Origin of the sequence: Streptomyces gobitricini (assembly GCF_039532985.1) — a bacterium.
GTDB lineage: Bacteria > Actinomycetota > Actinomycetes > Streptomycetales > Streptomycetaceae > Streptomyces > Streptomyces gobitricini.
The window spans coordinates 197,647-221,955 of record NZ_BAAASR010000014.1 but is presented as its reverse complement, the minus strand read 5'-3'; the positions used below and the strand labels follow the sequence as shown (position 1 = coordinate 221,955).

Genomic DNA, 24,309 nt, shown 5'->3' with positions numbered 1-24,309 from the left:
GGCCGGGCGGCGGGGGCGGGCCGGCGGCGGGCGTCGGGGCGGGGGCCGCGGTCGGAGGCTTGGGGTACACCGGGCGATTGTCCCCGGTCACGCGAGAAGGCGCAGCCCGGCGGGTGCCGGGATGCGCCTTGTACCGGGATGCGCCCGGACGGCTCAGGCGCGGACGTCCGCGCGAGCGGTCTCCGGAGTGTGGTCCTTGCGGGCCGCCTCCTCGCGGGCGCGGTCGAGTTCCGGCGTCGGCTTCTGGCCCAGGCCGGCGAGCTTCATCGCGAATCCGACGACGCCGCCGAGCAGGATGACGACGATGCCCGCCCAGAAGCCGAGCGGGTTGGCCGCCACCATGAAGGCACCGGCGACGCAGAAGCCGATGAAGGAGATGATGACACCGGTCCAGGCGGCCGGGGTGTGTCCGTGGTCGCTGCCCGCCATGAATTGCTCCTCGTTGCTGTTGCTCTGTGTACGGCCCCGCCGGTGCGGACGCTCAGCGCCATTGTCCCGCACGCGCGCGTGCGGGGTGATCCGGGGGTCACCCGGCGCGGGCGGGTCAGGGCTCCCGCGTGGGGTCCTCACCGCGGTCCAGGGCCTTCCACAGCTCCTCGGGCCGCTCGGGGTCCGCGGGGGCGGCCCTGCGGCTGCTCCTGGCCGTGCGGGGGCCCGCGTCGCGCTCGTACCGCCCGGACATGGCGGGCCAGGAACGGCCGTAGCGCAGGGCCAGCAGACCGGCGGCGAGGATGAGCAGCGCCGCGGCGGCGGTGGCGTAGGGCCAGGCGGTGTGCGTGAGGGAGCCCGCGCGGGCCGCGGCGTCCCCGGTGACCGAGGCGGCCTGCTCGTCGAGCGCGGAGCGGTCGGAGGCGCCCAGGTACGCGGCGACGGCGGCGCCCGCGCCGCTCAGGGCGAGCAGCGTCGACACGAGGAACCGGCCCGCGCGGCGTACCGCGAAGACGGCGACGAGAGCCGCCAGGCCCACGATGGCGAGGGCGGTCGGTACGCCGGTGACGTCACCGCCCGCGGCATTGAGCGGGACGGTGCCGCCGCCCACGGCGACGGTGCCCTCGGCCCAGGTCTGGCCAGAGGCGAGCAGCACGACGGCCGCCCCCGCGGCGCCGAGGAACAGGGCGGCGGCGAGGCTGCGGCGGCCGCCCGAAGCGGCCGCCGTCTCGTCCGCGCGGCTGGCACGGGGCTGGGGTACGGATGCGGCACTCACGCGAACCACTATCCCTTATGCCGTCATGCGCCTTTCATCCGGTTGGCGGTGTGCACCGCCCGGAGGACGGCGGCCGCCTTGTTGCGGCACTCGGTGTCCTCGGCGACCGGGTCGGAGTCTGCGACGACTCCCGCGCCCGCCTGGACGTACGCCGTGCCGTCACGCAGGAGGGCGGTACGGATGGCGATGGCGGTGTCGGAGTCGCCGGCGAAGTCCAGGTAGCCGACGCAACCGCCGTACAGTCCCCGCCGGGTGGGCTCCAGCTCCTCGATGATCTGCATGGCGCGCGGCTTCGGCGCGCCGGACAGCGTCCCGGCGGGGAAGCACGCGGTGAGGACGTCGAAAGCGGTGCGGCCTCCGGCGACGCGGCCGGTGACGGTCGAGACGATGTGCATGACGTGCGAGTACCGCTCGATCGACATGAAGTCGACGACCTCGACGGAGCCGGGTTCGCAGACGCGGCCGAGGTCGTTGCGGCCGAGGTCGACGAGCATCAGGTGCTCGGCCCGCTCCTTGGGGTCGGCGATCAGTTCGTCGGCGAGGGCCTGGTCCTCCTGCGGCGTGGCCCCGCGCGGGCGGGTGCCGGCGATCGGGTGGACCATCGCGTGCCCGTCCTCGACCTTGACGAGGGCTTCGGGGCTGGAGCCCACGACGTCGAAACCGTCGAAGCGGAAGAGGTACATGTACGGGGACGGGTTGGTGGCCCGCAGGACCCGGTAGACGTCGAGGGCGCCCGCCGTGCAGGGCGTCTCGAAGCGCTGCGAGGGCACCACCTGGAAGGCCTCGCCGGCCCTGATGCGCTCCTTGATGTCCTCGACGGCGCCCTGGTAGGCCGGGCCGCCCCACAGGGCGGTGTACGGCGGCAGCTCGGAGGGCGGGAGGGCCACGGGCTCCGTGCGGAGGGGCTGGGCGAGGTCGGCGGCCATGGCGTCGAGGCGGGCGACGGCGTCCGCGTACGCCTCGTCGACGCCCGTGTCGAGGTCGTTGTGGTTGATCGCGTTGGCGATGAGCACCACCGTGCCGTCCCAGTGGTCGAGCACGGCGAGGTCCGAGGTGAGCAGCATCGTCAGCTCGGGCAGCCGGAGGTCGTCGCGGCCGTGGTCGCCGATGCGCTCCAGGCGGCGGACGATGTCGTAGCCGAGGTACCCGACCATGCCGCCGGTGAAGGGCGGCATCCCCGAGGCGAGGTCCCTGGGGGTGTGGAGAGCCTCCACCGTGGCGCGCAGCGCCTGGAGGGGGTCGCCGTCCACGGGGACGCCGACGGGCGGGGTGCCGAGCCAGTGGGCCTGCCCGTCGCGGGCGGTCAGCGTCGCGGAGCTGCGTACGCCGATGAACGAGTACCGGGACCAGGAGCGGCCGTTCTCGGCGGACTCCAGCAGGAAGGTGCCGGGGCGTTCGGCGGCGAGCTTGCGGTAGAGGCCGACCGGGGTGTCGCCGTCCGCGAGGAGGCGGCGGCTGACGGGGATGACGCGGCGGTCGGCCGCCAGCTTGCGGAAGGTCTCGAGATCCATGGCGTCCGAGCCTACTTTCCGAGCGGCAGGACGTCGGCGTCGAAGCAGGTCCGGGCGCCGGTGTGGCAGGCGGCCCCGACCTGGTCGACCTTGACCAGGACGGTGTCGGCGTCGCAGTCGAGGGCGACGGACTTGACGTGCTGCACATGACCGGATGTGTCGCCCTTGATCCAGTACTCCTGGCGGCTGCGGGACCAGTAGGTGCAGCGGCCGGTGGTGAGGGTGCGGTGCAGGGCCTCGTCGTCCATCCAGCCCAGCATGAGCACCTCGCCGGTGTCGTACTGCTGGGCGATGGCCGGGACCAGCCCGTCGGGGCTGCGCTTGAGACGGGCGGCGATGGCCGGGTCAAGGTTGCTGGTCATGTGGCCATTGTGCCGTGACGGCGGGGCCCGGGCGGCGGGGCGTCCACTGGGCGGACGACGCCGTGCGGCCGTACCCTGGCCCCCATGTCGACCCATGCCAAGCGTGAACGGCTCCTGCTCGCGGACCTCTTGGAGGCGGCGGGCCCCGATGCCCTGACCCTGTGCGAGGGGTGGAAGACCCGAGATCTGGCCGCCCATGTGGTGGTGCGCGAGCGCCGTCCGGACGCGGCCGCCGGAATACTGCTGGGGCCTCTGCGGGGGCGCCTGGAGCAGGTACAGGCGGAGTACGCGTCGAAGCCGTACGAGGAACTGATCCAGCTGATCCGTACCGGGCCGCCACGGATGTCCCCGTACGCGATCAAGCAGGTCGACGAGGGGGCCAACACGGTCGAGTTCTACGTGCACGCCGAGGACGTCCGACGGGCGCAGGCGGAGTGGACGGCGCGTGAGCTGGACCCGGTCTTCGCGGAGGCCCTGTGGACGCGGCTGGAGAAGGCGGCGCGCGTGCTGTGCCGCAAGGCCCCGGTGGGCCTGGTGCTGCGCCGCCCCAACGGCCAGACGACGGTCGCGCACCGGGGCACTCCGGTGGTGACCGTGACGGGCGAGCCGGGCGAGCTGACGATGTTCGTGTTCGGCCGCCAGGACGCGGCGAACGTCGAGGTGGAGGGCGACAAGGACGCCGTGGAGCGCCTGCACGGCACGGAGCAGCTGGGGATCTAGCCGGGAGGGGCTCCGGGCGGCTCCGCACGGCGCGGCGGCCCGGAGCCCAGGGCCTGGACGCCCCCGGCGGCGCACCGGGCGGCGCTCGCGGCGGAGCCCGCCGTACGTCCGGCGCCGACCGGCCGCTGTCCGCGCGGCCGGGCATCATCGGACGTACGCGGCTCGTACACGCTCGTACGCGGCGTACACGCTCGTACGCGGCTCGTACGCGTCTCCCATGCGGCCCGGGCAGGAGGAGCGATGATCAGGATCGCGATGACCAGCGTGTACGTCGACGACGAGGAGAAGGCCCACGCCTTCTACACGGACGTGCTCGGCTTCGAGACCCGGACCAACCTCGACCTCGGCGGGGCCCGGTTCATCACGGTGGCGGCGCCCGGTCAGGACGTGGAACTGCTGCTGGAACCCGGGGACAGCCCGGTGGCGGAGCAGTACCGCCGGGGCCTGCGCGAGGCGGAGCTGCCGTGCCTCGTCCTCGGGGTGGACGCGCTGCGGACCGAGTACGAGCGGCTGAGCGGGCTGGGTGTGCGGTTCACCCAGCCGCCCATGGAGCACGGGCCGGTCCTGACGGCCGTGCTGGACGACACCGTCGGCAACCTCGTACAGCTCACCCAGCCGCTCGGCCGAGGCCCGGTGCGCTAGCGGACCGGGTGGCCCGACTCGCGCAGGGTGGCCTTCACCTCGGAGATCCTCAGGTCGCCGAAGTGGAAGACGGACGCGGCCAGCACCGCGTCGGCGCCCGCGTCGATCGCGGGCGGGAAGTGGGCGAGCTCGCCCGCGCCGCCGGAGGCGATCACCGGCACCGTGACGTGCTTGCGGACGGCGGCGATCATCTCGGTGTCGTAGCCGTCCTTGGTGCCGTCCGCGTCCATCGAGTTGAGCAGGATCTCGCCCGCGCCCAGCTCGGCGGCCCGGTGGGCCCACTCGACGGCGTCGATGCCGGTCCCGCGCCGGCCGCCGTGCGTGGTGACCTCGAAGGTGCCCTCGGGGGTACGGCGGGCGTCCACCGACAGCACCAGCACCTGGCGGCCGAACCGCTCGGCGATCTCCTGGATCAGCTCCGGCCGGGCGATGGCCGCCGTGTTGACACCGACCTTGTCCGCACCGGCGCGCAGCAGCTTGTCGACGTCCTCGGCGCTGCGCACGCCACCACCGACGGTGAGCGGGATGAAGACCTGCTCGGCGGTGCGGCGCACCACGTCGTAGGTGGTCTCCCGGTTGCCGGACGAGGCGGTGATGTCGAGGAAGGTCAGCTCGTCGGCGCCCTCGGCGTCGTACAGCTTGGCCATCTCGACGGGGTCGCCCGCGTCCCGGAGGTTCCGGAAGTTGACGCCCTTGACGACCCGGCCGTTGTCCACGTCCAGGCAGGGGATGACACGTACCGCGAGGGTCATGACGCGGCACCTCCTCGGGTGGTGCCGGCCCGGTACGCCTCGACCTCGACCTCGACGACCAGGCTGGGATCGACGAAGCCGGAGACGATGATCATCGAGGCGGCGGGGCGGACGTCGTCGAACAGCTCCTTGTGGGCGCGGCCGACCTCGTCCACGTCCCGGGCGTGGGTGATGTACATCCGGGTGCGCACGACGTCGGCCGGGCCGAGACCGAGCTGCCTCAGTGCGGCGAAGGCCACGTTGAAGGAGTTGACCGCCTGCTCGTAGGGCCCGCCGCCGGCGATCTCGCCGTCGACGATCGAGGTGCAGCCCGAGACCAGCACCAGGCCGTTCGGGAGCTCGACGGCACGGGAGTAGCCGAACTGCTCCTCCCACGGCGCACCGGTCACCACACGGCGTACGGAGTCGGTCACGCGGTCACCGCCGCGAGCGCTTCCTCCAGGGTGAACGCCTTGGCGTACAGCGCCTTGCCGACGATGGCGCCCTCGACGCCCAGCGGGACGAGCTCCGACAGCGCGCGCAGGTCGTCCAGCGACGAGACGCCGCCGGAGGCGACGACGGGCTTGTCGGTGGCCGCGCAGACGTTGCGCAGCAGTTCCAGGTTGGGGCCCTGGAGGGTGCCGTCCTTGGCGATGTCGGTGACCACGTACCGGGCGCAGCCCTCGGAGTCGAGGCGGGCCAGCGTCTCGTAGAGGTCGCCGCCGTCACGGGTCCAGCCACGGCCGCGCAGCGTCGTGCCGCGGACGTCCAGGCCGACCGCGATCCTGTCGCCCTGCTCGGCGATGACCTTGGCGACCCACTCGGGGGTCTCCAGGGCGGCCGTTCCCAGGTTGACGCGGGTACAGCCGGTGGCGAGCGCGGCGGCGAGCGACGCGTCGTCGCGGATGCCGCCGGACAGCTCCACCTTGATGTCCATGGCCCCGGCGACCTCGGCGATCAGCTCCCGGTTGTCACCGGTGCCGAACGCGGCGTCGAGGTCCACCAGGTGCAGCCACTCGGCGCCCGCGCGCTGCCAGGCGAGGGCAGCCTCCAGCGGAGAGCCGTAGGAGGTCTCCGTGCCGGACTCGCCATGGACGAGCCGGACGGCCTGGCCGTCCCGGACGTCGACGGCGGGAAGGAGTTCGAGCTTGCTCATCTCAGCGGGTCCTAGATCCTTGAGGCGGGTCGGAGGCGGGTCGGAGGCGGGTCCGAAGCGGGTCAGAAGGTGTTGAGCCAGTTGGTCAGCAGTTGGGCACCGGCGTCGCCGGACTTCTCGGGGTGGAACTGGGTCGCCCACAGCGCGCCGTTCTCGACGGCCGCGACGAACCGCTCACCGTGCGTGGACCAGGTGACCTTGGGCGCGCGCATGGCGGGGTTGGCGACCTCCAGGCTCCAGTCGTGCACGGCGTAGGAGTGCACGAAGTAGAACCGGGCGTCGGCGTCGAGACCGGCGAACAGCTCGCTGTCCCCGGGGGCCTCGACGGTGTTCCAGCCCATGTGGGGGACGACCGGGGCCCGCAGGGGGCCGACCGTGCCGGGCCACTCGTCCAGGCCCTCGGTCTCCACCCCGTGCTCGATGCCCCGTCCGAAGAGGATCTGCATGCCCACGCAGATGCCCATGACGGGCCTGCCTCCGGAGAGCCGGCGCTCCACGATCCAGTCGCCGCGGGCCTCCTTGAGCCCGGCCATGCAGGCGGCGAAGGCGCCGACGCCGGGAACGAGGAGCCCCTCGGCGTTCATGGCCGTGTCGTAGTCGCGGGTGATCTCGACGTCGGCGCCGACGTGCGCGAGGGCACGCTCGGCGGACCGGACGTTACCGAATCCGTAGTCGAGGACCACGACCTTCTTCGCAGTGCTCATGCCGCTCATTCCCAGATTCCCTGAAGCCGCAGGACGCCCGCCAGCAGGCACATCACCGAGGCGATGAGCAGCAGGACGATGACGCCCTTGGGCATCCGCTGCTTACTGAAGGAGTACACGCCCCCCGCGAGGAAGAGGCCGACCACGATCAGGATGGTCGAAAGACCCGTCACAGCGCGCCCTTCGTGGAGGGCAGGATCCCGACCGCGCGCGGGTCGCGCTCCGAGGCGTACCGCAGGGCGCGGGCGAGGGCCTTGAACTGGCACTCCACGATGTGGTGGGCGTTGCGGCCGTACGGCACGTGGACGTGGAGGGCGATCTGCGCCTGGGCGACGAACGACTCCAGGATGTGCCGGGTCATCGTCGTGTCGTAGGAGCCGATCATCGGCGCCATGTTCTCCGGCTCGGTGTGCACCAGGTAGGGGCGGCCGGAGAGGTCGACGGTGACCTGGGCGAGGGACTCGTCCAGCGGGACGGTGCAGTTGCCGAACCGGTAGATGCCCACCTTGTCGCCGAGCGCCTGCTTGAAGGCGGCGCCGAGCGCGAGGGCGGTGTCCTCGATCGTGTGGTGCGAGTCGATGTGCAGGTCGCCGTCGGTCTTGACCGTCAGGTCGAACAGTCCGTGGCGGCCCAGCTGGTCCAGCATGTGGTCGTAGAAGCCGACGCCGGTCGACACGTCGACCTTTCCGGTGCCGTCGAGGTCTATCTCGACGACGACGGACGTCTCCTTGGTGGTGCGCTCGACCCGTCCTACGCGGCTCATGAGCTCTGCTCCTTCTTCAGTGCGCGAACCGCATCCAGGAACGCGTCGTTCTCTTCCGGTGTGCCGGCGGTGACCCGCAGCCAGCCCGGTACGCCGTTGTCGCGGACCAGGACGCCCCGGTCGAGGATCCGCTGCCACACGGCGTGGGCGGCTCCCTCGCCGTCGAACCGTCCGAACTGGACGAAGTTGGCGTCGGATTCGGTCACCTCGTAGCCGATGGCCCGCAGCTCGGCGACCAGCCGGTCCCGCTCGGTCTTCAGCTGCTCGACGTACCCCAGCAGCGTATCGGTGTGCTCCAGGGCCGCGAGCGCGGTGGCCTGGGTGACGGCCGACAGGTGGTACGGCAGGCGCACCAGCTGGACGGCGTCGACCACGGCCGGGTGCGCCGCCAGGTAGCCCAGGCGCAGGCCCGCCGCGCCGAACGCCTTGGACATGGTGCGGGAGACCACCAGGTTGGGCCGGCCCGCGATGAGGGACAACAGCGAGGGGCGGTGGCTGAATTCCACGTACGCCTCGTCGACCACGACCAGGGACGGCTTGGCCGCCTGCGCGGCCTCGTACAGCGCCAGCACGGTCTCCGCCTCGACGGCGGTGCCCGTGGGGTTGTTGGGCGAGGTGACGAAGACGACGTCGGGGCGGTGCTCGGCGATGGCGGCCGTGGCGGAGGCGACGTCGATGGTGAAGTCGTCCGTGCGCGGCCCGGAGATCCAGCCCGTCCCGGTCCCGCGCGAGATCAGGCCGTGCATCGAGTACGAGGGCTCGAAGCCGATCGCGATGCGGCCGGGCCCCGCGAAGGTCTGGAGCAGCTGCTGGATGACCTCGTTGGAGCCGTTGGCGGCCCACACGTTGGCGGGGCCGACCTCATAGCCGGTGGTCCGGGTGAGGTAGGCGGCCAGTTCGGTACGGAGCTCGACCGCGTCCCGGTCGGGGTAGCGGTTGAGCGAGCGGGCCGCGTCCCGGACGCGCTCGGCGATCCGCTCGACGAGCGGCTCGGGCAGCGGGTACGGGTTCTCGTTGGTGTTGAGGCGTACGGGCACGTCCAGCTGCGGCGCGCCGTAGGGGGACTTGCCGCGCAGCTCGTCGCGGATGGGCAGGTCGTCGATGCCGATGGTCACCGCTGCGGCACCTTCCATCCGAACCGTGCCTTGATCGCCGCGCCGTGCGCCGGCAGGTCCTCCGCCTCGGCGAGGGTCACCACGTGGTGGGCCACCTCGGCCAGCGCGTCGCGCGTGTAGTCCACGATGTGGATGCCGCGCAGGAACGACTGCACGGACAGGCCGGAGGAGTGGCAGGCGCAGCCGCCGGTGGGCAGGACGTGGTTGGAGCCGGCGCAGTAGTCGCCGAGCGAGACCGGTGCCCAGGGGCCGACGAAGATGGCGCCTGCGTTGCGGACGCGCCGGGCGACGGCCGCCGCGTCGGCGGTCTGGATCTCCAGGTGCTCGGCGCCGTACGCGTCGACGACGCGCAGGCCCTCCTCCAGGCCGTCGACCAGCACGATCGCGGACTGCCTGCCGCGCAGGGCCGGCACGATCCGGTCGTCGACGTGCCTGGTGGCGGCGACCTGGGGCTCCAGCTCCTTCTCCACGGCCTCGGCGAGGTCGGTGGAGTCGGTGACCAGGACGGCGGCCGCGAGCGGGTCGTGCTCGGCCTGGCTGATCAGGTCGGCGGCGATGTGGACCGGGTCGGCGGTGTCGTCGGCGAGGACGGCGATCTCGGTCGGGCCGGCCTCCGTGTCGATGCCGATCCGGCCGGTGAAGTACCGCTTGGCGGCGGCGACCCAGATGTTGCCGGGGCCGGTGACCATGTTGGCGGGGGCGCAGGACTCCGTGCCGTGGGCGAACATGGCGACGGCCTGGGCACCGCCGGCGGCGTACACCTCGTCGACGCCGAGGAGGGCGCAGGCGGCGAGGATCGTGGGGTGTGGGAGGCCGCCGTGCTCCTTCTGCGGCGGGGACGCGAGGGCGATCGACTCGACGCCCGCCTCCTGCGCCGGTACGGCGTTCATGATCACGGACGAGGGGTAGACGGAGCGGCCGCCGGGCGCGTACAGGCCGACGCGCTGGACCGGGACCCACTTCTCGGTGACCGTGCCGCCGGGCACCACCTGGGTGGTGTGCTCGGCGCGGCGCTGCTCGCGGTGGACGATCCTGGCGCGCCGGATCGACTCCTCCAGGGCGGCGCGGACGGCCGGATCGAGCTCCTCCAGCGCGCGGGTGAGCGCGGCGGCCGGAACCCGCACCTGGTCGAGGGCGACGCCGTCGAACTTCTCCGCGTAGTCGATCAGCGCCGCGTCCCCCCGATGATGCACGGCCTCGCAGATCGGCCGCACCTTCTCCAGGGCGGCTTCCACGTCGAACTCGGCACGGGGCAGCAGGTCGCGCAGAGCGCCACCCTCCGGGAGGGCGTCGCCGCGCAGATCGATTCGTGAGATCACAGGTCAATTCTCGCAGACGGCGCCGCGCGGCCGAGCGCCCGTATCACTGGCTGATACACGCCGCAGTGGCGTCTTGTTGTCACACCTGACCGTTAGCGTTCGGTCCGTCACAGAGCGGGAAGAACAACCGTACGAAACAGGGGAAGCGGAGGGGGCGGCAGTGACCGAGCCGCACGACGACGATGTGCCGGCCGATCTCACCCCGTCCGAGGTGGGGATGTGGCAGGCGTTCCGGATCGGTGCCACCTATGACCTGAGCACCGGGAACGCGATGCTGGACGATCCGTTCTCGCCGCGTGTGTGGCCGCCGGAGCGGAGCGTGCGGGCCGACAAGGTGGCGCTGCTGCTGCTGGACGGGCCGCCCGCGCTGGCCGGCCGGGTCTCGGCGCTGAAGCTGCGCGGGGTGCACATCAGCGGCACCCTCGACCTGGCGGGCGGCACGGTCGGACCGTACGTGGAGCTGCACGGCTGCCGGTTCGAGAACGAGGTGGTGCTGCCGGAGTCGCGGTTCACCACGCTGCGCATGGTCAAGTGCGCGGTGCCGCGGCTGGAGGCGGCCCGGCTGCACACGGAGGGCGACCTGCACCTCCCGCGCTGCCGGGTGGACCGCGGTATGCGGCTGACCGACGCCCAGATCGGCACGGACCTGCTGATCAGCCAGATCCATGTGGGGTCCGACCGGCGCGGCCGGGCGATCGTGGCCGACGGGATGTCGGTGGCGCAGGACCTGACGGCGGAGCTGATCGAGACGCACGGCGAGTTCTCCCTGCGCGGTGCGAAGGTCGGCGTCTCGCTGAGCCTGCGCGGCAGCAGGCTGCGGGGCGCGGAGGGCCGGCGGGCTCTCAACGCGCCCCAGCTGACCGTGGAGCGGACGCTGTACATGACGTACGCGTGGGTCAGCGACCGGACGGGGAACACGGCGGGTGCGACACCGCCCGGGGGGCTGGCCAACTTCAACACACCGATGCGCGGCACCCGCATCCAGCCGTTCGAGTGCCGGGGCGGGGTGCGGCTGGACGACGGCCGGTTCGGGGACGCGGTGGACTTCCACCACGCGCGGTTCCTGCTCTCCTCGGAGCAGCGCGAGGAGCTGTCGCTGCGCCGGATCGTCACCCCCGAGCTGCGTTTCAACAGCGAGCGTCCGGAGGAGGGGCGGGTGGTGCTCAACGGCGCCAAGGTCGTGACGCTGATCGACCTGTCGACCAGCTGGCCCGGCCCGGGCGGGCTGGCGATGGGCGGTTTCGTCTACGAGAACCTCGTGCCGTACGGCCACTTCCCGCTCGCCCGCCGCCTGGAGTGGGTGGCGGCGGCGACGCCGGAGTTCGCCCCGGAGCCGTACGAGCGGCTGGCGACGGTGCTGCGCAACAGCGGTGAGGACGCCGACGCGCGGGAGGTGCTGCTGGCCAAGCAGCGCCGCAGACGCGAGACGCTTCCGCTCGCGGCGAAGATGTGGGGCTATCTCCAGGACTGGACGGTGGCTTACGGCTATCGCCCGGGGCGGGCGGCGCTCTGGATGGCGGTGCTGTGGGCCGCGGGGACCCTCGCCTTCTCCCGGTGCGACCCGCCGCCGATCAAGCCGGGCGAGCACCCGAACTGGAACGCCGCCCTGTACGCCCTGGATCTGCTGCTGCCGGTGATCAATCTCGGCCAGGACGGGCACTGGCGGCTGGCAGGCATATGGCAGTGGACGTCGACCGTGCTCATCCTGCTGGGCTGGATCCTCGCCACCACGGTCGCGGCCGGTGCCTCACGGCTCCTGCGGCGCAGCTGACCCACTCGTACACCGCTTTCTTTACCTTCTCTTGACATTCGTCGGTGCAACCATTCCGCCCCTACCAAAGCTTCACAGCAGGCCACTGGTGCGGCTCCGACCTGCGGTTTTCAATGGTCCGCACCATGTCTCTGCTCCGCGCCCTGCTCAGCACCGCCCGCGGGGTCCGGCACGCGCCGCACCTCGCGGACGGACTGCCGCCGGACCACGCGGTGCTGCTCGACGCGCCGGACGAACAGCTCGCCCCGACGCTGGTCGCCGCCGCGCTCGGGGACCACGAACCGGCCGCGAAGCTGCTGGCCGGCACGCGGGGTGCCGCCGAATGGGAGAGCCGTGACCGGTACGTCGCGCGGCTGGCCGCCTTCGCGCGGAGCCGGGACGAGTGGCTGGCGGGCTGGCTGGCGGACACGCCCCACGACCCGGACGCCCTGCTGGTCAAGGCGGAGGTGGCCGTCCGCAGGGCGTGGGAGTCCCCGGCGCGGGCCGAGCGGCTGCTGGAGCTCGGGCCACTGATCGGCGCGGCGGCCGACGCCGCGCCGCGCGACCCGGTGCCGTGGCGGCTGGCGCTGGACCACGCGCGCGGCACGCACGCCTCGCACGCCGCCTTCGAGACGCTGTGGGAGCAGGCCCTGCGCCGCGCCGCACACCACGACGGGTGCCACGTGGCCGCCCTGAAGTACCTGTCGGCGCAGCGGCGCGGCTCGCACCGCGAGTGCTTCGACTTCGCCGAGCAGGCCGCCGCCGACGCGCTGCCCGGATCGCTCATCAGGGCGCTTCCGGTGCGGGCTGCGTACATCCGGCTGAGGGCGGGCGACGCCGGTTCCGTACGGGAGGAGCGGATCGACGCGGCGGCGGACCTCGCCATCGAGCTGTCCGGGCGGTACCCGGTGGCCGACCCGTGGCCGGCCGAGGTGCGCAACGTGCTGGTGTACGTGCTGACGGGGCGCGAGCGGTGGGCGGCGGCCCTCGATCAGTTCCGCCTGATCGGCCCGTACGCCACGTCGTTCCCGTGGTCGTCGGTGAGCGACGATCCACTGGGCGGGTTCCTCGACGCCCGCGCCGGCGTACGCCTCGAAGCGGCCTCCGCCGCCGCTCCGCGCGGACGGGCCGGACGCGGGCGTTCGGGCGGCCATTACGCTTGACCGCTGTGACCACCGCTCGCCTGCCACTCTTTCCGCTGAACGCGGTGCTGTTCCCGGGCCTCGTGCTGCCCCTGAACGTCTTCGAGGAGCGTTATCGCGCCATGATGCGCGAGCTGCTCAAGACCGACGAGTCGGAGCCGCGCCGCTTCGCCGTCGTGGCGATCCGCGACGGGCGTGAGGTCGCGCCCACCGCGCCCGGGCTGCCCGACCAGACGGCGCTGCCCGAGAAGGGCCCCGCCGCGGGCTTCGGGCCGGACCCTGTCCAGGCGTTCCACCGGGTCGGCTGCATCGCCGACGCGGCGACGATCCGGGAGCGGGAGGACGGCAGCTTCGAGGTACTGGCGACCGGTACGACACGCGTGAAGCTGCTGTCGGTCGACGCGACCGGCCCCTTCCTGACGGCGGAGCTGGAGGAGCTGGAGGAGGAGCAGGGCGACGGGGCGGGAGCGCTCGCCGAGGGGGTCCTGCGGGCGTTCCGCGCCTACCAGAAGCGGCTGGCCGGAGCCCGGGAGCGATCCCTGACGACGGGCCAGGAACTGCCCGACGAGCCCTCGGTCGTCTCGTACCTGGTGGCCGCGGCGGCCGTGCTCGACACCCCGGCCAAGCAGCGGCTCCTCCAGGCGCCCGACACCGCGACGCGGCTGCGCGAGGAACTGCACCTGCTGCGGGCGGAGACCGCCGTACTGCGGCACCTGCCGTCGTTGCCGGCGGTGGACCTGACCCGGGCGCCCACGAGCCCCAACTGAGGCGGAGGACGACGACCGACGTGGCGAAGAAGTCGAAGAAGCAAGCAGGCGGCACCCCGGCGACAGTGGCCCTCACGGCCGCGGGCACACCCTTCACCCTGCACGCGTACGACCATGATCCCGCCTCCCCCTCGTACGGTGAGGAGGCCGCCGAGGCCCTCGGGGTCTCCCCCGACCGGGTCTTCAAGACCCTGGTCGCGGACGTCGACGGCGACCTGACCGTCGCGGTCGTCCCGGTCGCCGGCCAGCTGGACCTGAAGGCCCTCGCGGCGGCGGTCGGAGGCAAGCGCGCGGCGATGGCCGACCCGGCCGCGGCGGAACGCACGACGGGGTACGTCCGGGGCGGAATCTCCCCGCTCGGCCAGCGCAAGCGGCTGCGTACCGTCCTGGACGTCTCGGCATCGAAGCACGCGACCATCTGCGTCTCGGCGGGGCGCCGGGGCCTGGAGGTCGAACTGGCCCCGGCGGACCTGGTGGCTCTCACGGAAGCGGTGCTGGCGCCGATCGGCCGCGCGTGAGCCCTGCGCGGCTGCCCCGCCTTGAGTGACGCCCGCGGGGGCGCCGCCCCTCCTGACCGGGCGGTGCCCCGGCCGCGGCGCACGCCGCCCGTCCCGCCGTCAGGAGCGGGCGTCGTGCGGGGGCGGCGGGGGCGGAGGCAGGGCGGTGTCGTCCCAGTCGGGTTCCGGGTCGCGGGGGCCGAAGAGGGCCGTGAGCGCCAGGTGGACCAGCATTGCGGCCACCGGCCACGCCAGGACCGCCCCGTGCGCCTTGAGCTCCAGCGGCGCGTCGAAGGTGACGCCCGCGCCGACCGCCCGGGCGTGCTCCGCCACGTCGTGCGCCGGGCCGAGCAGGGTGCCGACACCCCAGCCGAGGAGCGAGCCGAGGAGCCCGCCCAGGGCGAGACCGACCACGATCGCGATACCGCCCCGCCGGTGGAACCAGAAGACGACCGCCGCGCTGAGCGCCCCGAAACCGAGCGCCAGCAGCGTGAACGTACCGTCGGCGCCGACCGCGTTCTCGCCCTCCGTGTCCTTGAGGAACACGGCCTTTCCGTCCGAGACCAGCGGGATGCGCGGGGCCAGCCACAGCCACAGCAGCCCGAGGGCGACACCCGCCAGGGTGACCACGAGCAGCACCACGACCCCCTGCCGTACCTCCGTGGCCACGTCCGGCGTGTCGTCCATGCCGTCCACGCCGTCCGTTCCATCCGGGTTGTCCGGGTCGTCCGTGTCCTTCGGGACGGCGGAGTACGGCGGCGGCCATGCGGAGTCGTGCGGGGACGGCCGGTGCGGCGGAGTCAGCGGTGCGGTCACCCTGCCATCGTGCCAGGCGTGCCCGCGCGGTGCCTCACCGGACCGCCGCCCGCCGGTACGCCCACGTCGCGAGGGCCAGCGACACCACGCCGACCGCCGCGCACACCGCGAGGTCCAGCCCGACGGCCGCCCAGTCGGGCCGCGTATCGAACGTCCGGGCGAGTGCCTCCACCCCGTACGTCGACGGAAGCAGGTCCCGCGCCCACCCGATGGGCTCCGGCAGCCGGTCGGCCGGCAGCACGCCCAGCAGCAGGGCGGCCGACATGCCGAGCTGGCCCAGCAGGGTGGCGAGCTCCTGGCGCGGCGCGAGCAGCCCGAGGGCCGCGCCGAGCCCGGCGAGGGCGGCGCCCGTGAGCGGGACGACCGCCGCCAGGATCCACAGGTGGGTCAGCGGCAGCTGGAAGAGGACCGAGCCCGCGACCGCCGTGACGACCGTCCCGGGCACCGTGAAGGAGGCGTACGCCCCGGCCGCGCCGAGCACCACCGCGGCGGGCGGCACCGGCAGCGTGGCGTAGTGGTCGAGCCCGCCGCTCGCCCGCAGCTGCCCGAAGTACTGCGCCAGCAGGTTCAGCGCCACGAAGGCGACCACCAGCACCGAGGACCCGGCGACGACGGCCCGCGCCTCCGCGCCCCCGTCGACCACCCCGCGCATCAGCACCATGATCCCGACGGACTGGAAGGTCGCCACGAACAGCAGCGGGATGCGGGCCACCCGGGCCCGCGACAGCTGGGCCCCGTACACCGCGGCGAGCGCCGGCAGCAGCCGCGCCCGTGGGGCGAGCGGCGCGGCGTCACGCGCGGCGGGGTCGTCGGCCTGCGCCGGGACGACCGCGCCGGAGGACACGGCCTGTGCGGGCATGATGCTCAACCGATGCTCCTGTTCATGCCTTGACCAGGCCCTTCGTCTCGCCGCCGAGTGCGAGGTACACGTCCTCCAGGCTCGGCGTCGCCAGCGTGAAGTCGTCGAGCGCGGCGAACGCGGCGCCGCCGGTCACCGCCGCGACCGCCGCCCGTGCCTCGTCGGGCGCGAGGCGCAGCACCCAGGTGCGGCCCGCCTCCTGCGCCGACTCCCGCAGCGCCACCACCTCCGGCACCTCCAGCGGAGCCCGCTCGCGCCACACCAGCTCCACCCGCACCTCGCCGGCCACCCGCTCCTTGAGGCCCGCCGGGGTGTCGCAGGCGATGACCCGCCCGCGCTCCAGCACGGCGACCCGGTCCAGCACGGTCTCGGCCTCGATGACGTTGTGGGTGACAAGCAGCACGGTCGTACCGTGCCGGGCCCGCCTCCGGTCGACCGCGGCCCACACGGCACGCCGGGCGACGGGGTCCATGCCGGTGGTGGGCTCGTCGAGGATCAGCACCGGCCGCTCCCCCACCAGCGCGGTGGCGAAACAGGCGAGCCGCCGCTGGCCGCCGGACAGCTTCTTCAGGGGGCGCCCGGCGAGCCGCGTGAGCCCCAGCTCGTCCAGGACGGCGTCCCGCTCGGCCCGCGCGTCCCGAACCGTGAGGCCGCGCAGCCGCCCGGTGGTCTCGGCGGCGAGCGCGACGGTCAGCTCGTCGAGGGCGGTGGACTCCTGCCCGAGGTAGCCGATGAGACGCGCGGCACGCTCGGGGTGGCGTACGAGGTCGTGGCCGAGCAGCCGGACGGTGCCGGAATCGGGCCGCATCAGTCCGGTCAGCTGACGGACGAGGGTGGACTTGCCGGCGCCGTTGGGGCCGAGCAGGCCGAAGATCTCGCCGCCGCGCACATCCAGGGACACCCCGTCGGTGGCGCGCACCTCGGGTGTGGCGGGCCGCCCGCGCCTGCCGCGCGTGGCGGGGTACGTCTTGACCAGCTCCCGCACCACGCACACCGTACTCACGAGGGATGAGCCTAAAGGGTCGCCCTGCCCTATTCGCCCACGGGGGCGTGCTCGGCCGCCGTCCGCACGTCGATCTCGCGCCAGAACCCGGCCCGGATCGCGTACCGGTCGTGGTCGTCGATCTGGTCGTCCTTGTGGGCGAGCAGGCCGAAGCGTGCCGCGTAGCGCAGCAGTTCGCCGTCGATGCGGTGCGGGATGCGCGGGTACATGGTGGAGAGCTTCTGCACGTGGGCGGGGTCGGGCAGCCGTTCCATCCAGCGCCGCGCGAAGACCTGGCCCACCTCGAAGGGGTCGCCGCCGACCGTGGTGATGTCCTCCTCGCGGTCGGCCCAGCGCTGCTCGGCGCTGGTCAGCTGGGCGAGGGTGGGCAGCGACGCGGTCTCGGGCGGTTCGCCGGCCGTGCCGCCGGGGCGGTCGACCCAGCCCCGGTCGGAGGACCAGCGGAGCGTGGCGTTCGCGGGCTGGGCGGCGGCGGCCGGGCCGGGGGGCTGGTGGCCGGGGGCGTGCAGGGCTGCCAGGTCCTTGGGGGTGGGGACGCCGCCGGCCTTGGCGGTCCCCGGGGAGGGCGCGCCGGTCCCGTTCGCGCCGGCCGTTCCGCCGTCGCGGGGCGTGTCGTGGACGGACCGGCCGTTGACGGGCGTCCCGTTGACAGCGGGGGTTCCGTTGACGGGCGATGCCGCGCCGTTGGCCCCGGCGGCGGCTGCGGCTGCGGCTGCGGCTGCGGAGGCGGCTTCGGCGGCGCGCTCGGCGGAGGCGGCGAGCGCCGACTCGGGCAGCGGGGCGGAGAGGATCGCGGCGATCTCGGGACGCGGCACGGGCGGCGGCGAGCAGGGGCCGGTGAGCTCCTTGGCGCGGACGGCCCGGGTGATCCATTCGCGGTCGAGCACCCGGCGTTCGTCGGCCTCAGCGACCAGGTCCTCGGACTGGTTGTAGTCGCCGTCGGCGGCCTGGACGGCCCAGAGGTGGACGGCGACACCGTGTTCCTTGGCGGACATCAGGCCGGGCAGCAGGTCACCGTCGCCGGTGACGAGCACGATGTCGGAGCAGGCGCGGTTGCGGGCGAGCTCGGTGAGCTCGGCGTGCATGGCGGCGTCGACGCCCTTCTGGGCCCAGCGGCCGTCGCTGCGCGTCAGGGCGCCCAGCCGGACGGTGACCCGGGGCATGACGCGCAGCCTGCGGTGTTCGGGCTGGGGTACGCGGTCGGGGGCCCCGTCGAACCAGTAGATCCGCAGCAGAGGCTGCTGGGTGTCGGCCTCGGCGCGTTCGCGGAGGCCCTGGATGAGGGCGGTGTGGTCGACGGTGATCCGAGAACGGGCCGGTTCTCCGGCAAGAAGGCTGGCGGCGGCTCCCAGCAGGTAGCCGGCGTCCACCAGAACGACGCAGCGGTCCACGTGTTCCACCCTCTTTCGGGAACCTCGGGATCGGAAGTTGCTTCGGGTTTCCTTCGAGTCTGCCCGACTGCCGCGGGGTTAACGGCCGGAACTGGATCATCGGCGTGGCGGATCACCCCAAGCTCCCGTGATGACAGTCGACTACCGTCCGCAATGATCCAAAATGCGCGCCCTATGCGCGTATGTGAGTCTGGCAGCGGCCCTGGCCCCTACACCCCACGGAGGCAGCACCATGGCCAAGAACAAGAAGCCGGACCGCGGTCAGAAGGCGTCGCCCGCGGAGCGTGGCGCGCAGCAGGCGAAGAGCTCGTCGATGGAGGCCCAGGCCGAGCACCGCGTCTCGCAGGTCACGCCCGCGGACGTCGCCGGCAAGGGCCGGCAGAAGAGGTTCGGCCACAACTGAGGCCCCGCCGGGCCCGCGTACGACGGAAGGGGCGCACCCGTGACGACGGGCGCGCCCCTTCCGCGCGCACCGGAGCACCCGGCTGTCGGCCTCGCGTACCGCCCGCACCGCCGGGCGTACCGGACGAGGACCGGTCGCCCACCCCCACAGCCACCGAGCCGGGCGCCGGCCGGCCCACCGGACAGGACGGGCCGAACGCCACTCACCCCAGGGCCGGACCAGCCGCGCGGACACCGGACCAGCCGCACCGAACCGGGCGCCGGCCGGCCCACCGGACAGGACGGCCGAGCGCCGGTCACCCAGCCGCGCGGGCTCTGGGGCGGAGCGTCGGTCAGCCGGCCAGGCAGGACGGGCCGAGCAGCACCTTGAGGTCGCCGAAGAGCGCCGGGTCGGGCTGGACGCGGTGCCGGTCGAGCCGGAGCACGGTGGTGGACCGCGGCCCCTGGAGCTTGATCCGTACTTCGGTGTTGCCCTTGTGGTGGGTGAGGATCTCGCCGAGGCGGCTGATCATCGGCGGGGTCACCTTCACCGTGGGGATGGTGAGCACCACGGGCGCGTTGGTGCCGGCCGACGACAGGTCCGGGACCATCAGCTCCATGGCGACCAGCCGGGGCACGTCCTCCCGCTTGTCGAGGCGGCCCTTGACGAAGACGACGGTGTCCTCGACGAGCTGGGTGGACACCAGTTGGTACGTCGCCGGGAAGAACATGCACTCGATGGAGCCGGCGAGGTCCTCGACGGTGGCGATCGCCCAGGCGTTGCCCTGCTTGGTCATCTTGCGCTGGAGGCCGGAGATGATGCCACCGATGGTGACGACCGCGCCGTCGGCGTGTTCCCCGCCCGTCAGTTGGGAGATCGCCGCGTCGGCCTTGTCCGACAGGACGTGCTCGATACCGAAGAGCGGGTGGTCGGAGACGTAGAGGCCGAGCATCTCGCGCTCCTGCGCGAGGAGGTAGGACTTCTCCCACTCGACGTCGGAGAACTCGACGTCCAGTCCGAAGCCCGGCTCGTCGCTCGTCTCCTCCCCCATGCCACCGAAGAGGTCGAACTGTCCCTCGGCCTCCTTGCGCTTGACGGCGACCACGTTGTCGATCATCGGTTCGTGGTGGGCGACCAGACCCTTGCGGGTGTGGCCCATCTCGTCGAAGGCCCCGGCCTTGATCAGCGACTCGATGGTGCGCTTGTTGCAGACGACCGCCTCGACCTTGTCGAGGAAGTCGGGGAAGGTGGTGTACTTCCCCTTCGCCTTGCGGCACCGGATGATCGACTCGACGACGTTGGTACCGACGTTCCGCACGGCGGACAGGCCGAAGAGGATCACGTCGTCACCCTGGGCGGCGAAGTTCGACTCGGACTCGTTGACGTTGGGCGGGAGCACCTTGATGCCCATGCGCCGGCACTCGTTGAGGTAGACGGCCGACTTGTCCTTGTCGTCCTTCACCGAGGTGAGCAGCGCCGCCATGTACTCGGCGGGGTGGTTCGCCTTGAGGTACGCGGTCCAGTAGGAGACCAGTCCGTACGCCGCGGAGTGCGCCTTGTTGAAGGCGTAGCCGGCGAAGGGCACCAGCACGTCCCAGAGGGCCTGGATCGCCTCGTCGCTGTAGCCGTTCTTCTTGGCGCCGGCCTGGAAGATGGTGAAGTTCTTGGCCAGCTCCTCGGGCTTCTTCTTGCCCATGACGCGGCGGAGGATGTCGGCCTCGCCGAGCGAGTACCCGGCGATGATCTGGGCGGCCTTCTGGACCTGCTCCTGGTAGACGATCAGGCCGTGGGTGACGCCCAGGACCTCCTTGAGCGGCTCCTCCAGCTCCGGGTGGATCGGGGTGATCTCCTGCTGGCCGTTCTTGCGCAGCGCGTAGTTCGTGTGCGAGTTCATGCCCATCGGACCCGGCCGGTAGAGGGCCGAGACGGCGGAGATGTCCTCGAAGTTGTCGGGCTTCATCAGCCGCAGCAGGGACCGCATGGGGCCGCCGTCGAACTGGAAGACGCCCAGGGTGTCGCCGCGCTGGAGCAGCTCGAAGGTCGTCGGGTCGTCGAGGGGCAGGCTCAGGAGATCGATGTCGATCCCCTTGTTGGCCTTCACCATCTTGACGGCGTCGTCCATGATCGTCAGGTTGCGCAGGCCCAGGAAGTCCATCTTCAGCAGGCCGAGCGACTCACAGCTCGGGTAGTCCCACTGTGTGATGGTGACGCCGTCGGTGTGCCTCACCCAGACCGGGACGTGGTCGACGATCGGCTCGCTGGACATGATCACGCCGGCGGCGTGCACGCCCATCTGCCGGACCAGGCCCTCCACGCCGCGCGCGGTGTCGATGACCTTCTTCACGTCCGGCTCGTTCTCGTACATCCCGCGGACCTCGCCCGCCTCGGAGTACCGGGGGTGGGAGGGGTCGGTGATGCCGGAGAGCGGGATGCCCTTGCCGAGGACGTCGGCGGGCATGGCCTTGGTGATGCGGTCACCCATCGCGTACGGGTAGCCCAGCACGCGCGCGGAGTCCTTGATCGCGTTCTTGGCCTTGATCGTGCCGTACGTGCCGATCATGGCGACCTTGTCCTCGCCGTACTTCTCGGTGACGTACCTGATCACCTCGACGCGCCTGCGCTCGTCGAAGTCGATGTCGACATCGGGCATGGAGACGCGCTCGGGGTTGAGGAAGCGCTCGAAGATCAGGCCGTGCGGGATGGGGTCGAGGTCGGTGATGCCCAGCGCGTACGCCACGATCGACCCGGCCGCGGAGCCCCGGCCGGGGCCCACCGCGATGCCCTGGTTCTTGGCCCACATGATGAAGTCGGCGACGACGAGGAAGTACCCCGGGAACCCCATCTGGATGATGACGTCCATCTCGTACTCGACCTGCTGCTGACGGTCCTCGGGGATGCCGCCGGGGAAGCGCCGGTGCATGCCGCGCTGCACTTCCTCCTTGAACCAGCTGACCTCGGTGTGGCCCTCGGGGATGTCGAACTTCGGCATGAGGTCGCGCTTCTCGAACATGCCGGTGGTGTCGACCTGCTCGGCGACCAGGAGCGTGTTGGCGCAGCCCTCCTGCCAGGCGTCCGAGGAGTCGATGGCGTACATCTCGTCCGTGGACTTGAGGTAGTAGCCGGTGCCGTCGAACTTGAAGCGGTCGGGGTCGGAGAGGTTCTTGCCGGTCTGGATGCACAGCAGCGCGTCGTGGGCGGAGGCCTCGTGCGCGTACGTGTAGTGCGAGTCGTTGGTGACCAGGGGCGGGATGCCGAGCTTCTTGCCGATCTCCAGCAGGCCGTCGCGGACCCGGCGCTCGATCTCGATGCCGTGGTCCATCAGCTCCAGGAAGTACCGGTCCTTGCCGAAGATGTCCTGGTACTCGGAGGCCGATTTCAGGGCCTCGTCGAACTGGCCGAGGCGCAGCCGGGTCTGGAGCTCACCGGAGGGGCAGCCGGTGGAGGCGATCAGCCCCTCCGACCACTGGGCGATGGTCTCCTTGTCCATACGCGGCCACTTGGTCAGCCAGCCCTCCTTGTACGCGTCGGAGGAGAGCCGGAAGAGGTTGTGCAGGCCGGTCGCGTTCGCCGCCCAGATCGTCTTGTGGGTGTAGCCACCCGAACCGGAGACGTCGTCCCGCTTCTGGTGGGGCTGGCCCCACTGGATCTTGCGCTTGTTGCGGCGCGACTCCGGGGCTACGTACGCCTCGATGCCGATGATCGGGGTGACCCCCGCCTTCTTCGCCGAGTGGAAGAAGTCGTACGCCCCGTGGAGGTTGCCGTGGTCGGACATGGCGATGTGCGTCATGCCCATCTCGCCGCAGGCGTTGAACATGTCCTTGAGCCGCGCGGCACCGTCCAGCAGGGAGTACTGGGTGTGCACGTGAAGGTGCGTGAACGGCGGCTTCGACACGGTTGCTGCCTCCGGCGGTCGGGGATGGGGGACAGCTCGGAAGTCTACGTCGCCCCACTGACAACGACCGGGCACGCGGGGGCACGGTCACGCGTTGGAGGGGCACGGAGGGCCCGCCCCTTTTGTCATGCGCGCGGTCAAGCGCGCACTCGTGTACCCAGCGCCAGGAGGCACCCCGCGATGTCGGTCCCGCAGCCCACCGCCGAGGAGCGCGGTGAGCAGATCCTCTCCGTCTTCGGCACCGCCTTCGGCGAACTCCTCGCCGCCGACCCGGCCGCCTTCCGTGTCAAGTTCCGGAAGATGGCCGGCTCGGCCTTCGCCTTCTACCGGGGCGCGGCCTGCCTGTTCTACGCCGACCTCGGCCGGGAGCAGCACGGCGGCGCGTACCTGGACGAGCGGACCGCCCGGGTGTGGATCCACGGTGACCTGCACGCCGAGAACTTCGGCACGTACATGGACGCCAACGGACGGCTGGTCTTCAACGTCAACGACTTCGACGAGGCGTACGTCGGGCCCTTCACCTGGGACCTGAAGCGGCTGTCGGCCTCCCTGGCCCTGGTCGGCTACTCCAAGGCGCTCAGCGACGAGCAGATCACCGAACTGGTGCGGATCTGCGCCGCCGCCTACCGGGAGCGCGTCCACGCCCTGGCGAAGGGCACAGGGAGCTCCGGCGTGCCGGAGCTCCCACCCTTCACCCTCGACACGGCCGAGGGCCCGCTGCTGGACGCCCTGCGCGACGCCCGCTCCCTGACCCGGTTCGGGCTGCTGGAGACGATGACGGAAATCCGTGACTTCGAGCGCCGGTTCTCGGCCGGCGGCGGAACGATCGAGCTGGACGCGGCGACCCGCTACAAGGTGCTGGCGGCGTTCGACGGGTACCTGGCGACGCTGCCCGAGTCGAGCCTGGCCCGGCCCGACTCGTACCGCGTCAAGGACGTGGTGGGGCGGCGCGGCATCGGCATAGGGTCGGCCGGACTGCCCTCGTACAACATCCTCCTCGAGGGCAACAGCGACGCCCTGGAGAACGACGTCGTGATCTACATGAAGCAGGGGCAGACCCCGGCGGTGTCGCGCCATGTGACCGACCGGGCGGTGCGCGAGTACTTCCAGCACGAGGGGCACCGCACGGTCATCTCGCAGCGGGCGCTCCAGGCGCACGCCGACCCGTGGCTGGGCTGGACGGAGCTCGACGGCGCCGGGCAGCTGGTGGCGGAGGTCTCGCCGTACGCGGTGGACCTGGACTGGTCGGACATCGACGACCCGGAGGAGATCGCCGCGACCGTCGCCGACCTGGGCCGGGCGACGGCCACCATGCACGCGGCGGCGGACGACGAGAGCGGGCACTCCCTGGTGCCGTTCTCCACCGAGCGCGCCATCGACGCGGCGATCGCCGCCGACGAGGAGGGCTTCGGGGAGCTGCTGGTGGACTTCGCGCACGACTACGGCGCCCGGGCGCGCGCGGACCACCAGATCTTCGTCGACCTGTTCCGCAACGGCCGCATCCCCGGCCTGTAGGGGACCTGGCGGGAACCCGCCCCGGGGCGGCCGCGAAGGCCGGATCCTTAAGGGCCGTTTACCGGCAG

The 24,309-nt window shown here is 72.3% G+C and carries 25 protein-coding genes; 8 read left to right on the top strand and 17 right to left on the bottom strand.

Annotated features, from left to right (window positions below):
• Positions 1-153: 153 nt before the first annotated feature.
• The 4 genes from ABD347_RS12505 to hisI all read right to left on the bottom strand — a co-directional run bounded on the left by ABD347_RS12505 (position 154) and on the right by hisI (position 3,077).
• Positions 154-429, bottom strand: coding sequence for an HGxxPAAW family protein (locus ABD347_RS12505; RefSeq protein ID WP_344360188.1), 276 nt, complete (start codon positions 427-429; stop codon positions 154-156).
• 115 nt (positions 430-544) lie between these two features.
• A complete protein-coding gene (locus tag ABD347_RS12500; RefSeq protein WP_425575633.1) occupies positions 545-1,204 on the bottom strand; it encodes a TIGR02234 family membrane protein in 660 nt (219 codons plus the stop codon).
• Between the two features lie 23 nt (positions 1,205-1,227).
• On the bottom strand, positions 1,228-2,715 hold the full coding sequence (locus tag ABD347_RS12495; protein ID WP_344360184.1) for an anthranilate synthase component I: 1,488 nt from the start codon (positions 2,713-2,715) through the stop codon (positions 1,228-1,230).
• An 11-nt stretch (positions 2,716-2,726) separates the two neighbouring features.
• The gene (gene hisI, locus ABD347_RS12490) at positions 2,727-3,077 is read right to left on the bottom strand and encodes a phosphoribosyl-AMP cyclohydrolase (RefSeq protein WP_344360182.1); all 351 of its coding nucleotides are present in this window, start codon (positions 3,075-3,077) and stop codon (positions 2,727-2,729) included.
• A gap of 84 nt (positions 3,078-3,161) precedes the next feature.
• On the opposite strand from hisI, the gene ABD347_RS12485 reads away from it, so the two are divergent.
• Both ABD347_RS12485 and ABD347_RS12480 read left to right on the top strand, forming a co-directional pair.
• A complete protein-coding gene (locus ABD347_RS12485; protein WP_344360180.1) occupies positions 3,162-3,797 on the top strand; it encodes a TIGR03085 family metal-binding protein in 636 nt (211 codons plus the stop codon).
• 240 nt (positions 3,798-4,037) lie between these two features.
• Positions 4,038-4,439, top strand: a complete 402-nt coding sequence (locus ABD347_RS12480) for a VOC family protein (RefSeq protein WP_344360179.1) — start codon at positions 4,038-4,040, stop codon at positions 4,437-4,439.
• Here the strand turns inward: ABD347_RS12480 and hisF are convergent.
• The 8 genes from hisF to hisD form a co-directional block, all read right to left on the bottom strand.
• On the bottom strand, positions 4,436-5,191 hold the full coding sequence (hisF, locus tag ABD347_RS12475) for an imidazole glycerol phosphate synthase subunit HisF (RefSeq protein ID WP_344360178.1): 756 nt from the start codon (positions 5,189-5,191) through the stop codon (positions 4,436-4,438). The two genes, ABD347_RS12480 and hisF, sit on opposite strands and share 4 nt — an antisense overlap.
• Positions 5,188-5,604: a RidA family protein gene (locus ABD347_RS12470; protein ID WP_344360177.1), complete on the bottom strand. Its 417-nt coding sequence runs from the start codon at positions 5,602-5,604 to the stop codon at positions 5,188-5,190. The genes hisF and ABD347_RS12470 overlap by 4 nt, the downstream gene beginning before the upstream one ends.
• On the bottom strand, positions 5,601-6,326 hold the full coding sequence (gene priA / locus ABD347_RS12465; protein WP_344360176.1) for a bifunctional 1-(5-phosphoribosyl)-5-((5-phosphoribosylamino)methylideneamino)imidazole-4-carboxamide isomerase/phosphoribosylanthranilate isomerase PriA: 726 nt from the start codon (positions 6,324-6,326) through the stop codon (positions 5,601-5,603). The genes ABD347_RS12470 and priA overlap by 4 nt, the downstream gene beginning before the upstream one ends.
• 62 nt (positions 6,327-6,388) lie before the next feature.
• The gene (gene hisH / locus ABD347_RS12460; RefSeq protein WP_344360175.1) at positions 6,389-7,030 is read right to left on the bottom strand and encodes an imidazole glycerol phosphate synthase subunit HisH; all 642 of its coding nucleotides are present in this window, start codon (positions 7,028-7,030) and stop codon (positions 6,389-6,391) included.
• Positions 7,031-7,035: 5 nt separating this feature from the next.
• Entirely contained in the window at positions 7,036-7,203 is a 168-nt protein-coding gene (locus ABD347_RS12455) for a hypothetical protein (protein WP_344360173.1), read from the bottom strand.
• Positions 7,200-7,793, bottom strand: a complete 594-nt coding sequence (hisB, locus tag ABD347_RS12450) for an imidazoleglycerol-phosphate dehydratase HisB (RefSeq protein WP_344360172.1) — start codon at positions 7,791-7,793, stop codon at positions 7,200-7,202. Before hisB ends, ABD347_RS12455 begins: the two co-directional genes overlap by 4 nt.
• A complete protein-coding gene (locus tag ABD347_RS12445; RefSeq protein ID WP_344360170.1) occupies positions 7,790-8,908 on the bottom strand; it encodes a histidinol-phosphate transaminase in 1,119 nt (372 codons plus the stop codon). The genes hisB and ABD347_RS12445 overlap by 4 nt, the downstream gene beginning before the upstream one ends.
• On the bottom strand, positions 8,905-10,227 hold the full coding sequence (hisD, locus tag ABD347_RS12440; protein WP_344360168.1) for a histidinol dehydrogenase: 1,323 nt from the start codon (positions 10,225-10,227) through the stop codon (positions 8,905-8,907). The genes ABD347_RS12445 and hisD overlap by 4 nt, the downstream gene beginning before the upstream one ends.
• A gap of 160 nt (positions 10,228-10,387) precedes the next feature.
• Between hisD and ABD347_RS12435 the strand changes: the two genes are divergently transcribed.
• The 4 genes from ABD347_RS12435 to ybaK all read left to right on the top strand — a co-directional run bounded on the left by ABD347_RS12435 (position 10,388) and on the right by ybaK (position 14,404).
• Positions 10,388-11,998: an oxidoreductase gene (locus ABD347_RS12435; protein ID WP_344360167.1), complete on the top strand. Its 1,611-nt coding sequence runs from the start codon at positions 10,388-10,390 to the stop codon at positions 11,996-11,998.
• Positions 11,999-12,111: 113 nt separating this feature from the next.
• On the top strand, positions 12,112-13,140 hold the full coding sequence (locus ABD347_RS12430) for a hypothetical protein (protein WP_344360165.1): 1,029 nt from the start codon (positions 12,112-12,114) through the stop codon (positions 13,138-13,140).
• A 5-nt stretch (positions 13,141-13,145) separates the two neighbouring features.
• Positions 13,146-13,886 carry an LON peptidase substrate-binding domain-containing protein gene (locus ABD347_RS12425; protein WP_344360163.1) on the top strand — a complete coding sequence of 247 codons (741 nt, stop codon included), beginning with the start codon at positions 13,146-13,148 and terminating at the stop codon, positions 13,884-13,886.
• Between the two features lie 20 nt (positions 13,887-13,906).
• A complete protein-coding gene (gene ybaK / locus ABD347_RS12420; RefSeq protein WP_344360161.1) occupies positions 13,907-14,404 on the top strand; it encodes a Cys-tRNA(Pro) deacylase in 498 nt (165 codons plus the stop codon).
• 99 nt (positions 14,405-14,503) lie between these two features.
• Here the strand turns inward: ybaK and ABD347_RS12415 are convergent, their stop codons facing one another.
• From ABD347_RS12415 to ABD347_RS12400, 4 genes are read right to left on the bottom strand one after another with little or no spacing between them, the layout of a single operon-like run.
• Positions 14,504-15,199, bottom strand: coding sequence for a DUF2567 domain-containing protein (locus ABD347_RS12415; protein WP_344360159.1), 696 nt, complete (start codon positions 15,197-15,199; stop codon positions 14,504-14,506).
• Between the two features lie 34 nt (positions 15,200-15,233).
• A complete protein-coding gene (locus tag ABD347_RS12410) occupies positions 15,234-16,067 on the bottom strand; it encodes an ABC transporter permease (RefSeq protein ID WP_344360157.1) in 834 nt (277 codons plus the stop codon).
• A 13-nt stretch (positions 16,068-16,080) separates the two neighbouring features.
• Positions 16,081-17,052 (bottom strand): ABC transporter ATP-binding protein, encoded by a 972-nt coding sequence (locus ABD347_RS12405; protein WP_344360215.1) that lies wholly within the window; start codon positions 17,050-17,052, stop codon positions 16,081-16,083.
• A gap of 38 nt (positions 17,053-17,090) precedes the next feature.
• Positions 17,091-18,452, bottom strand: coding sequence for an NYN domain-containing protein (locus ABD347_RS12400; RefSeq protein WP_344360213.1), 1,362 nt, complete (start codon positions 18,450-18,452; stop codon positions 17,091-17,093).
• A 232-nt stretch (positions 18,453-18,684) separates the two neighbouring features.
• On the opposite strand from ABD347_RS12400, the gene ABD347_RS12395 reads away from it, so the two are divergent.
• Positions 18,685-18,855, top strand: a complete 171-nt coding sequence (locus tag ABD347_RS12395; protein WP_344360155.1) for a hypothetical protein — start codon at positions 18,685-18,687, stop codon at positions 18,853-18,855.
• A gap of 331 nt (positions 18,856-19,186) precedes the next feature.
• Here ABD347_RS12395 and dnaE read toward each other — a convergent pair whose 3' ends face one another.
• Complete coding sequence (gene dnaE / locus ABD347_RS12390) at positions 19,187-22,726, bottom strand: DNA polymerase III subunit alpha (protein ID WP_344360153.1); 3,540 nt, start codon at positions 22,724-22,726, stop codon at positions 19,187-19,189.
• Positions 22,727-22,906: 180 nt separating this feature from the next.
• Between dnaE and ABD347_RS12385 the strand changes: the two genes are divergently transcribed.
• Positions 22,907-24,241 carry a DUF2252 domain-containing protein gene (locus ABD347_RS12385; protein ID WP_344360151.1) on the top strand — a complete coding sequence of 445 codons (1,335 nt, stop codon included), beginning with the start codon at positions 22,907-22,909 and terminating at the stop codon, positions 24,239-24,241.
• Positions 24,242-24,309: the final 68 nt, after the last annotated feature.